We start from the raw sequence: 10654 nt of genomic DNA on the forward strand, positions 1-10654 counted from the left end.
CCATCTATGGCCGTAACCCCTCAGCCCCTCATTCTTCTCTCCTTCGGACTTCCGCCCTAAGCACGGTTCCTATCAATTTTTCCACCAACGCTTGCTCCAGGTCCGCCCGTTCTTGCGGATGCACTCCATATAACCGTTTGCGGATGAGCGGCCGGTATTTTTGCACGATTTTCATCAACGCCTCTTGATCCCCTTCTTGCGACTTGCGCACAAGCTCGTACAACGTTTCTTCTTTCATCGAGAACGACCCTCATCTTTGATCTGTTGACGCAGTTCGTTAACGGATTGCGTTAAATCGTCGATCTTTCTTTGAAAGCTGATCAGCAGATAGACGGCTACTGCGATCGGAAAACCGTAATTGCCGATTGCCGCCGAGAAGGCAGCAATCCATTCCCCTTGATTATTCATCATCGATCCCTCTTTTCGTTTAAATATTTGCGCATTTTGCGCAGACCGCTTAACCGAAGCTTTGTGACGGCCTGCTGCGTTACATTCCAATTTTCCGCGATTTCGGTGTCTTTCCACTGGTAAGCGTATACAAGCGTCAGAACATTGCGCTGCTTTTCCGTCAACAAGTTGAATGCGTCCCACACCTCCTTTCTTTCCAGCTTCTCGGAAAGAGGAATTCGCGGTTGAAAATCCTCTTCGGCCGCGGGAAGCAAGTCCCCGTAAGTCGTAGAGGGATCATAAGAGACGGGCTGATCCAGAATGAGCAAATTTTTGTCGCGAAACCGCTTTGCGGCGCGCTGATGGTCGATTGCGGCGTACCGGATCGACCGGCTGACGTAGGAAGTGAACCGGGCATCGAAGAGTTGGCTGCTTTGCACTGGAAACCACCGCCTTTCAGTAGAACACATGTTCTGATTATGGGTATAAAAAACTTCCTGCCGTTAAAAGCAAGAAGGTTCCGAAGGAAGTGAGCCTCGAAGAGCAATCATTCGGTAACCTGGCAATCTTGGCTAGATCGACTACAACAATCTAACTTTAGACCCATGGTTTTGCGTCCCAATCTTTAGATTGGTTTGCCGTTTCGCAACTTGAGGAAACTCGTCTATTTATATTTGTATTATATATAACGTTCCGCAAGAAGAAAATCACAACTGAAAACTAACAATTTTCACCACTTGGAACAATCGGTTCCCGCAGCAGACGTTCGAATTGATCGGCCGGAAGAGGCTTGCTGTATACGTAACCTTGGATTTCATTGCAGCCTTTTTCCCGCAAAAATTGCAGCTGTTCTCTCGTTTCCACGCCTTCCGCGAGAGACCGCATCTTCATTTGCTGGCTCATCGCGATGAGCGCGGTAACGATCGCCGCATTATCTTCGTCGGTCGTCACGTCCCTGATAAACGATCGGTCGATCTTCAGCGTGTGCACCCGGAATCGCTTCAAATAACTAAGGGAGGAATATCCGGTCCCAAAGTCGTCGATCGAAATATGAACGCCGATTTTCTTCAATTCATCGATCGTTTCCATGACGAAGCCGACGTTCTTCATGGCGACCGATTCCGTTATTTCAAGACAAAGCGCTTTCGGCTCGAGACGGGATTCCTCCAAGGAGCTCCTTATGGTTTGCACGAAATCCGGGTGCTGCAATTGCTGCACCGAGATGTTCACCGATACGCAGAGGGAGTAGCCTTTAGATTGCCATTCTTTGTTTTGCTTGCACGCTTCCTGCAGCACCCAAGTGCCGATGGGCACAATGAGACCCGTCTCTTCGGCCAGCGGTATGAATTCACCCGGCGGTATGAGGCCCAGCTCGGGATGATCCCAACGAACGAGCGCTTCCATCCCGAAAATCGTGCCGGCCTCCAAGTCGACAAGCGGCTGATAATGGATGCGAATCTGGTCCCGGACCAGCGCTTTGCGCAAATGCGTTTCGAGCTGAAGCCGTTCGAGCGAGCGGAAGTTCATGTCCGGGTGATAAAATTCATACGTGTCTCCGCCTTTTTCCTTCGCCCGGTACATAGCGGTGTCCGCATGCTTGATTAGCGTCTCGGCGTCTACTCCGTCCTGTGGGTAGAAAGAAGCGCCGATGCTGACCGTGACCATCAGTTCCTTGTCTTCGTAGTGAAAAGGCTGGCTAAGCAATGCGCTCAGACGGCGGGCATACTCTGCGACCGCGGCCGAGTCTTCGACATGCGGAAGCAGTGCGATAAACTCGTCTCCGGCGAACCGGGCGATCATTTCGTCGGGACCGATGAAAGAGCGTATTTGATTGGCGAGAAATCGCAGCATTTCGTCGCCGATATGGTGTCCGAGCGTGTCATTAATCACTTTGAACCGGTCCAAGTCGAAAAACAAAATGGCGGGCTTGCGGCCCGTCGTCTTCGCATCTTCGAAACAGCCGGCCAGCCGTTCTTGAAACAGCAGCCGATTCGGCAAATCGGTCAAAGAATCATGGAACGCGAGATAATTGATTTTCTCGTCCGTGCGCTTGCGTTCCTCGGCGACCCGCATGGCGGCGTACGATTTGTCGAACATCGGATGATCGCCGCCTGCGGCCTCCCCCGTGCGGATAATTTGCAGAAGGTTTTCAATATGCTGTTTATGTATGCGGGCGGCGGATGCAAGTTTGCACGCACTTTCGTTATCCTGGGAAGTTCCCAGATATATGGTGCCGCGCTCCGAATCGTACTGCACGACACGGTTCATATTGACTATATTGTGGCTGTCCAAAATACGAAAACCGTCTTCATAGAGCCATTCCTCGATTGAATTGAAGGAGACGTTAAGGTAATACTTCTCGTCCGCCGTATGAACGATATATTCGTTCTCTTTCACTTTATCGATCTTTAGTACCTCGGACGAATCGATCGCGAAGACATCGCCGTTCTTTTTGTCTCGGGTTACCGGTATTTTTTGAGCCATGCCCTTTGAACCATCTCCGAATCGAACCGTATCTATTTACCCATTCTTCATTGTAACAAGAGTTTAGAGAGAGCGTTATAGTCAAGTCGTCCTGTTTTTCACCAAAGTTCGACATAAATTTCATCTAATTTACTTATTCTTGTCTGAACTCCGTCGGAGAAATGCCGTACCGCCGTTTGAACTGGCGGGAAAAATACAGCGGATCGGATATGCCGACGCTTGACGCAACTTGTTCCACAGTCAACGGCTGTCTCAGCAGCTCCTTGGCCCGCTCCATTCTGATGTGAAGCAAGAACTGTTGGGGCGACATGCCGACCGTCTTTCGAAACAATTTGGAAAAGTACGTGCGGTGATAGCCCAAATCTTTCGCCAGCTTGGCGATTGCCTTCGGCTGGGCGTATTGGAGCGTGAACCATTGCAACGCGCGCTCCACCTGAATTTCGGCTTGCGTCATTCGTCTTTGCGGCTGCGGTGCGGGAAGCCGGCTGCGGATCCATTCCGAGAACAGAAGACGGAGGTATGCTCCCGCTTGAACGTCGCTTGATATGCCGTCGTTCGATCGGAGGCTTCTGTACACCGATTGAAACAGCTTTAACAGCTTGCGGTTCCGTTCCGAGAACAATGCCGGCTGTTCTGGAGAAACCCCGAGCATCTCCGTCCACTCCCGGGCAAGCGCACCGCGGAAGGCGATCCAGCAATAGCGCCACGGATCGGTTTCATCCGAACAATATTCGGACAGCGTGCCGGGAAATTGAAAGAAGCTGTCGCCGGCCTTCAGATGCTGCTTGTCGCCGGAAGCGCGGCACCATCCTTTACCCGACATAATGTAATGAACAAGGAAGTAATCAAGCACGCGGGGACCGACGTGGTGGCCGGCAGGGGTACGCTCATGTCCGGAAAACAAAACTACAATTTCCCCATCCCCGTGGCTTCCGTTAATTGCGACCGTAAACGCTTCCTCCCACACGTTCAAACACCTCCCTGCCGTCTACGATATCATATTTTCTATTAATAAAACTACATAAATCCATGTCGAAACGACGTGGTTCCATGGGCAGGACGAAGGAAACGAGGTACATTGAAGTGGTAAAACGAAGCAATACGCAAGTTACTTTTCCGAGGGGGTACTCAAGTGTCCAAAATTACTTTTTTAGGCGCAGGAAGCACCGTTTTCGCTAAGAACGTTTTAGGAGATTGCATGTTCGTGCCTTCTTTGCAAGGATTCGAACTCGCGCTGTTCGATATCGACCGCGAACGGTTGAAAGATTCCGAGATGATGCTTAACAATTTGAAACGAACGACCGGCAGCAGCTGCCGCGTCGTCGCCTACACAGACCGGAAAGAGGCGCTTCGAGGAGCGAAGTATGTCGTCAATGCGATTCAAGTGGGCGGGTATGACCCGTGCACGATTATAGACTTCGAGGTGCCGAAGAAATACGGGCTGCGCCAGACGATCGCGGATACGCTCGGCATTGGCGGCATTTTCCGCAACTTGCGCACTATTCCGGTGATGCTCGATTTCGCGCGCGATATGCAAGAAGTTTGTCCCGACGCATGGTTCCTCAATTACACGAATCCGATGGCTGTGCTTACGAACGTAATGAACACATACGGAGGCATCAAGACCGTAGGCTTGTGCCACAGCGTTCAAGTTTGCGTCCCGCACCTGTTTAAGAACCTCGGCATGGACATAACGGGGATTCAGTCGAAAATTGCTGGCATTAACCATATGGCTTGGCTTCTTGAAGTGAAGAAAGACGGCGTCGATTTGTATCCGGAAATTAAAAAGCGCGCCGCCGAGAAACAAAAAGAGAAGCACGGGGATATGGTCCGATTGGATTTAATGCTGAAATTCGGATATTACGTGACGGAATCGTCCGAGCATAACGCCGAATATCATCCGTACTACATTAAGTCGAAGTATCCCGAATTAATCGAGAAATTCAATATCCCGCTCGATGAATATCCGCGCCGCTGCATCAATCAGATCGAGGGCTGGAAATCGATGCGGGACAAATTGGTGAACGACGACAATTTGACGCACAAACGGTCGCACGAGTACGCGTCCTATATTTTCGACGCGATGGAGACGAATACGCCGTTCAAGATCGGCGGCAACGTCATGAACACCGGATTGATCACGAACTTGCCGAAAGAGGCTTGCGTCGAGGTGCCTTGCCTTGTCGACGCGAGCGGCGTAACGCCCACTTATGTCGGCGACCTGCCGCCTCAGCTCGCTGCGCTCAACCGTACGAACATCAACACGCAGCTGCTTACGATCGAAGCGGCGATTACGGGCAAGCGCGAGCATATTTATCACGCGGCGTTTCTCGATCCGCATACGGCGGCGGAGCTGCCGCTTGACGAAATCGTCTCATTGTGCGACGACTTGATCGAAGCTCACGGCAGCTGGCTGCCTGAGTTCAAATAATTGTCCGGGAATCGGCGACGGCGGGATCCTCCTACGTGGGTGGGGGACTCTTTTCTTTGCACGAACGATGTACATGACTCCGGAGACGTTACAAGGATTAGAGGCGGTCGGGCTCCTGAGTCATGTATACGGATCGTTACGCTGACACCGTTCCTTCCTGGCTTCTTCCGCTCGTTCGTTTCCCCCTCAATTCGCCGACTTTCCGTGCCGCCGGCCAATTTCCACGTTGCTTGTATCCAATGTCCGTCGTATAATGTAAATTTCGGAGCGGTGACCTTTTGAACTGCCGCTACATATTCTGCTTATGTCGCAATCCATTACAAACTTACAAAGGAAGCGGTACAGCGTGTCAAACCAGCAGGCTATAGCAATTCTGGATTCGGGTGTCGGAGGATTGACCGTAGCGAAAGAAGTGATGAGGCAGCTTCCTCAAGAGAAAATTATTTATTTCGGAGATACGGATCGAGCTCCTTACGGGCCGCGGCCGGCGTCGGAGGTCGTGTTGTTCACGACGCAGATCGTAGATTATTTGCTTCAATTCCAGCCGAAAATGATCGTAATCGCGTGCAATACGGCGACGGCTGTCGCCCTCGAAACGATCCGCGCACGCGTGAACGTGCCTGTCCTTGGCGTTATTACACCGGGTGCGCGCGCGGCGATCAAAGCGACGCGCAACGGGGAAATCGGCGTGATCGGGACGGATGGAACGATACGCAGCGGCGCCTACGAAACGGCGCTTCGCCGCATTTCTCCGGGCATCCGTGTCATCTCCAAAGCATGTCCCACGTTCGTTCCGCTTGTCGAGAAGGGACTGTTTCGTTCTTCCGAAGCGAGAGACACCGTTTGCGATACGCTCAACGGCTTGAAAGACGAAACGATCGACACACTCATCCTTGGCTGTACTCATTATCCGTTTTTGGCCGACTTGATCCAAGAGTGTATGGGTCCGGGTGTGACGCTTATTTCGTCTGCCGATCAGACGGCGAGGGACATTAGTACGCTGCTTTACCACAACGGCCAGTTGGCGTCTTCCCGCGAATTGCTTATGCATCGGTTTTTTTGCAGCGGCGACGCGAATACTTTTCATGCGATTGTACAGGAATGGCTTAACGAAGAGATCTGCGTAACGCCCGTCGTCTGGCAAGTGCCCCGTTTCGTATAAATTCATTCGGCAAGCGTTTCCCGCATATGCTGATTGATAAAAAGGGGAGGCGTATGCGGTGACAAAAATCATAAAGACCGAAGAAGGCGACACTTGGTTTCGCGTTTCCCGCCGGCACGGCGTGAACGAATATGCTCTTTATGCCGCAAACCCCGGCTTGCCCGCCGGGGATTTTATTATTCCCGGCACTTCAATTTCGGTACCGGATACCTCCGGTGCCGGCGCAGACGCTAAAGCAAGCGGCGCTTTGATCGTGGATACGCTGCGGCCTTACGGTTATGTTGAGTTGAAATCGGACGCAGAATTGTTGGGCGACCGATATCCGATGATGGACTGGTCGACGATCGGGCGAAGCGTGCTCGGTAGGGAGCTGTTTGCGGTTCGGATCGGAACCGGTCCCAAAGAAGTGTTTTATAACGGATCGTTTCACGCGAACGAATGGATTACGTCATTGGTGCTGATGAAATTTATAGAGGATGCGAGCCGGGCGGCGGGTGAAGGAGTCAGTATGCGAAATATCCTTTTGTCAGCTTTGTTTGAGCGTGTTACGTTGTGGATTGTGCCGATGGTGAACCCTGACGGAGTCGAGCTGGTCCACACGGGGGCTTACCCCGGGCATCCGTATAGAGACAGCCTCCTTCATTGGAACGACGGTTACGGCCGGTTCGAGCATTGGAAGGCGAACATACGCGGCGTCGACTTGAACGACCAGTTCCCGGCCCACTGGGAGGAAGAGCGGGAACGCCGTTCCCCCGACGGACCGGGGCCGCGCGATTTCGCAGGAGAGCATCCGCTGTCCGAGCCGGAAGCATTGGCGGTCGCCCGGTTTACGGAGCAGAGGGATTTCAAGCTGACGATGGCGTTTCACTCGCAAGGCCGAGAAATCTATTGGAACTACCGGGATATGGAGCCTCCGCAATCCGAGCGGATCGCGTCGGATTTGTCGGCTGCCAGCGGATATGCGCCGGTCAAGCTGACGGGCAGCGACGCCGGCTATAAAGATTGGTGGATTCAGGAACGGCGCCGTCCCGGTTTCACCGTCGAGCTTGGGTTGGGTGTGAATCCTCTCCCGCTAGGTCAGTTCTCACTCATTTACAGAGAAGCGTTCGGCATTCTCCTTGGAGGCTTGGTGGCGGCGGCGGACGGCAACTGGTAGAATGGAGGAAAGTTTCGTCTCTCGTTTCGATTCCGGTATGGAGGAAGTCCCCGGAGGGCAACGATAAGAGCATAATGTTCTCCAAGGAGGGCCGCTTTTATGAAGAAATGGCTTTCGATCGCGGGGTGGGCGCGCATCGCCGCAAAGCTCGGCGCCTACCTCCGCTCGCCTATAATACCGCTTTGGGAGAAGGCGCTGCTGTTGGTGCCGGTTATCGCCTATTGGGTGCTTCCCGATGTATTGCCTTACCTGCCGTTTGACGATTTGGCCGTTACATTGATTATGGTGAATTGGTTCGTCGGGCGGATCGAGCGAAAATATCCTGCCTTGAACAGGGACAAGCTTTAAACTTTACACATAAAGGAGAACAACCGGACATGAAATGCAAAATAACACGGAATGCCGCGAAAATGCTGTTGAAAGAGATGGAAGGGGAAGAAAACAAGGAGCTGAAGCTGCGCGCATACGTCACTCATGCACACGGAGACCATGCCCATTACGGTCTTGGATTGGATGCCCCTACGGATGAGGATGTCGTCGTTGCGACGGATAAAGGAATTGAAGTCATATTGAAGAAAGACGATCCTTTCTTGGACGGCATAGTGATCGATTACTTGTATACGCCTGAAGAAGGGTTCGTCATTACGAACCCGTCGAAAGGCAATCACGGCGATCATTAACTGTCTGACTTCGCACCGATCCCCGCCCGGACCGCCGCATAGCGGATCGGCGCGAAAAGAGCGTCCGCGTATGCTTTCTCTCCGGAAAGCGCGCGGACGATTTTTTTTCCGGGCTTGACGTTCACTTCAATGATTTTCACCGTACCCTTCCGTTCCACCGCAAGATCGATGCCGAGCTCGATGAACGGTTTGCCGTAAGCGGTCTCGAGCAAGCCGGGGACGAGTACGGCAACGCGGGTAAGTTCGTCGGCGATCGTTTCCGCTTTGCTTTCGCCGAATTGGCCGGACAGAAACGGAAGCAAGGGGTGTACGGCACCGCCGGCGCGCAGATTTGCTTTGATTGTTCCCTCCGCGCCCTTCCTCACGCCGATCGCCGTCATCCCCCAAGAGTGATTCGGCTGCTTTTGCATTAACGCCCGGACATCGTACACCCGTCCGTCCCGATCCCGTATGTCGAGCCACTGCTGAACCAAGATGTCGCCTTCGGTATAAGAACGGTCAAGCTTTCTAAGCAGCCGTCCCTCCGTCATCATCACGCGCCGTTCCCGTCGGTCTTGCCAAATATAAGACGAAGGCTTCCGGTCGTGCGTACGTTCTACCTTGACAATGCCGGTTCCCCCTTTGCCGTTGCGCGGCTTGAGTACAACAGCGCCATATTGCCCGGCCATGGCGATTACGGTTCCGGGACCCTTATACAATCGGGTCGCGGGCAAGTACCGTTCCAAGCCTGACCGCTGAAGCTTATTGTGGATTTCCCATTTATGGCCGAGGCCGTAACCGACACATTCCACATTGGGGTCGTGTTTGAATCGTCTGACGAGACGGACGGTTTTGTGCGATACGTAATAACCTAGGTCGTGAATGACGTCGGGATAAGGACATACGACGTCTTCCCATACCCCTCTTCGGTAACGGAATGCATGGAGCCTCCGGACATTGTGTCGAATCCTCTCCGGTGTGAACAACACGGTGTCCGAGAAACCGAGTTTCTCGGCTTCTTGAGCCCAATGATCGAACCGGCGCGGATTCGGTATGCGGTGAGTGAGAAGTCCCATGGTTGTCATACCGAACACCCCTCCTATTGATCTATTGGAACTTATTATATTCAGCTAGAGTATGATTTGCGCACAGTCGATGTAAACGCTCCGTAGAGTTAATCGTCAACGTCTTCTGCGGAGAAATGTTGATGGAGTATTCAATGGTCATTTCGTGTAAAATGTTACAAGGAAAATATTGCGAAAACGGAGGAATCATGACATGCCGATCGTCGATGCAGAGCAGTATACGGAATCGCTGCACGAAACCGATGAACAGTTGGAACAGGTGTTGGAGAGTGTCCGGACAAACGGAATGCCGGAAATTTCAGTGAAGCCGGGGTACGGGCGGTTGCTGACATTGCTTGTTGCCGTATCCGGAGCAAGGCGGGTTTTGGAAATCGGAGCCCTGGGGGGCTATAGCGGAATATGTCTTGCCAGAGGGTTGGGTCCGGGCGCAGTTTTGGTTTCTTTGGAACTGAAACAGGAATATGCCGATTTGGCGAAGCGAAATTTGACCGAGGCGGGGTTTGGCGGTATCGTGACTTATCGTGTCGGAGAAGCTTTGCACAGTTTGGAGGAGTTGTCCGCGGAAGGGCAGACGTTCGACTTCTTCTTCATCGACGCGGATAAAGGAAATTATCCGAAATACTTGGATTGGGCGCTGCGGTTGGGATCGCCGGGAGCTGTCATTGTCGGGGACAACATGCTTATGCACGGACGGAGCATGGATCCGGATTCTTCTTCGCCGTCGGTTGCCGCCATGCGGCAGTTTAACGAGCGAATCGCATCGGATCCGCGTCTGCAAGGCGTGGTGCTGCCGGCTTATGACGGATTGGCGATTGCCCGGATTCGGTGAGGAGGATCAACGGCCAGTCCGACTGTTGTTGGGAAAATTTGGTGCGCCCCTCGTCTCCTGTCTTCTATGAGTCTATCACCATGACTCAGCACCGGTGTTCTTTACGCGACTCTCTCACCATGACTCAGCACCTGTGTTCTTTACTCGACTCTGTCGCTTTGATCCGCACCGATGTATCTTAACCGACTCTATCGCTTTGACCCAATGGTTTTCCCAGAAATTGGGACACATCATCTGCCACTCATCCCCCGACCCTATCACCATGACTCCGCAAAGAATGAACAAAACCCGGATTTGCCGCTCCGGGCTTTTTGCGTATTCCTTATTGCGGTCGACTGCGGAGTTATATACATCGAGTTTTTGCGGGAGAGGGCACATCGGGAGAAGGTGCGTCGGGAGAGGGTACGTCGGGAGATGGAAATTCGGACTTGAAATAGGAACACATGTTTGATATAATGAAA

General features: G+C 52.6%; 12 protein-coding genes and 1 riboswitch. Of the genes, 6 read left to right on the forward strand and 6 right to left on the reverse strand.

The features are described 5' to 3' along the window. Positions 1-28: 28 nt before the first annotated feature. The 5 genes from JET16_RS28630 to JET16_RS28650 form a co-directional block, all read right to left on the reverse strand. Entirely contained in the window at positions 29-238 is a 210-nt protein-coding gene (locus JET16_RS28630; protein ID WP_199624520.1) for a helix-turn-helix domain-containing protein, read from the reverse strand. Continuing rightward, positions 235-411, reverse strand: a complete 177-nt coding sequence (locus JET16_RS28635; protein WP_233532399.1) for a YvrJ family protein — start codon at positions 409-411, stop codon at positions 235-237. The genes JET16_RS28630 and JET16_RS28635 overlap by 4 nt, the downstream gene beginning before the upstream one ends. Continuing rightward, the gene (locus tag JET16_RS28640) at positions 408-827 is read right to left on the reverse strand and encodes a sigma-70 family RNA polymerase sigma factor (RefSeq protein WP_199624522.1); all 420 of its coding nucleotides are present in this window, start codon (positions 825-827) and stop codon (positions 408-410) included. Before JET16_RS28640 ends, JET16_RS28635 begins: the two co-directional genes overlap by 4 nt. 110 nt (positions 828-937) lie before the next feature. Continuing rightward, positions 938-1037, reverse strand: a riboswitch (cyclic di-GMP riboswitch). A 70-nt stretch (positions 1038-1107) separates the two neighbouring features. Continuing rightward, positions 1108-2871: an EAL domain-containing protein gene (locus JET16_RS28645; protein WP_199624524.1), complete on the reverse strand. Its 1764-nt coding sequence runs from the start codon at positions 2869-2871 to the stop codon at positions 1108-1110. A gap of 133 nt (positions 2872-3004) precedes the next feature. Further along, entirely contained in the window at positions 3005-3838 is an 834-nt protein-coding gene (locus tag JET16_RS28650) for an AraC family transcriptional regulator (RefSeq protein ID WP_199624526.1), read from the reverse strand. 165 nt (positions 3839-4003) lie between these two features. Between JET16_RS28650 and melA the strand changes: the two genes are divergently transcribed. From melA to JET16_RS28675, 5 genes are all read left to right on the forward strand, one after another. Next, positions 4004-5302, forward strand: a complete 1299-nt coding sequence (gene melA / locus JET16_RS28655) for an alpha-glucosidase/alpha-galactosidase (RefSeq protein ID WP_199624528.1) — start codon at positions 4004-4006, stop codon at positions 5300-5302. Between the two features lie 346 nt (positions 5303-5648). Then, positions 5649-6464, forward strand: coding sequence for a glutamate racemase (racE, locus tag JET16_RS28660; protein WP_407673218.1), 816 nt, complete (start codon positions 5649-5651; stop codon positions 6462-6464). 58 nt (positions 6465-6522) lie between these two features. Then, positions 6523-7620, forward strand: a complete 1098-nt coding sequence (locus JET16_RS28665) for a M14 family zinc carboxypeptidase (protein WP_199624532.1) — start codon at positions 6523-6525, stop codon at positions 7618-7620. Between the two features lie 99 nt (positions 7621-7719). After that, positions 7720-7968: a hypothetical protein gene (locus JET16_RS28670; protein WP_199624534.1), complete on the forward strand. Its 249-nt coding sequence runs from the start codon at positions 7720-7722 to the stop codon at positions 7966-7968. Between the two features lie 29 nt (positions 7969-7997). Beyond that, positions 7998-8300 (forward strand): HesB/IscA family protein, encoded by a 303-nt coding sequence (locus JET16_RS28675; RefSeq protein WP_199624536.1) that lies wholly within the window; start codon positions 7998-8000, stop codon positions 8298-8300. Here JET16_RS28675 and JET16_RS28680 read toward each other — a convergent pair. After that, positions 8297-9364 carry a YheC/YheD family endospore coat-associated protein gene (locus tag JET16_RS28680; protein WP_199624538.1) on the reverse strand — a complete coding sequence of 356 codons (1068 nt, stop codon included), beginning with the start codon at positions 9362-9364 and terminating at the stop codon, positions 8297-8299. The genes JET16_RS28675 and JET16_RS28680 overlap by 4 nt on opposite strands. 193 nt (positions 9365-9557) lie before the next feature. On the opposite strand from JET16_RS28680, the gene JET16_RS28685 reads away from it, so the two are divergent. Beyond that, positions 9558-10193: an O-methyltransferase gene (locus tag JET16_RS28685; protein ID WP_199624540.1), complete on the forward strand. Its 636-nt coding sequence runs from the start codon at positions 9558-9560 to the stop codon at positions 10191-10193. Positions 10194-10654 lie beyond the last annotated feature (461 nt).

The sequence above is a fragment of the Paenibacillus alkalitolerans genome (assembly GCF_016482785.1).
In the GTDB taxonomy this organism is placed as follows: Bacteria; Bacillota; Bacilli; order Paenibacillales; family YIM-B00363; genus Paenibacillus_AE; species Paenibacillus_AE alkalitolerans.

What these genes read in the sequence shown, in the direction of transcription:
- JET16_RS28630 (WP_199624520.1), bottom strand. Translation starts at nt 238, where the DNA reads ATGAAAGAAGAAACGTTGTACGAGCTTGTGCGCAAGTCGCAAGAAGGG.
- JET16_RS28635 (WP_233532399.1), bottom strand. Translation starts at nt 411, where the DNA reads ATGATGAATAATCAAGGGGAATGGATTGCTGCCTTCTCGGCGGCAATC.
- JET16_RS28645 (WP_199624524.1), bottom strand. Translation starts at nt 2,871, where the DNA reads ATGGCTCAAAAAATACCGGTAACCCGAGACAAAAAGAACGGCGATGTC.
- JET16_RS28670 (WP_199624534.1), top strand. Translation starts at nt 7,720, where the DNA reads ATGAAGAAATGGCTTTCGATCGCGGGGTGGGCGCGCATCGCCGCAAAG.
- JET16_RS28675 (WP_199624536.1), top strand. Translation starts at nt 7,998, where the DNA reads ATGAAATGCAAAATAACACGGAATGCCGCGAAAATGCTGTTGAAAGAG.
- JET16_RS28680 (WP_199624538.1), bottom strand. Translation starts at nt 9,364, where the DNA reads ATGACAACCATGGGACTTCTCACTCACCGCATACCGAATCCGCGCCGG.
- JET16_RS28685 (WP_199624540.1), top strand. Translation starts at nt 9,558, where the DNA reads ATGCCGATCGTCGATGCAGAGCAGTATACGGAATCGCTGCACGAAACC.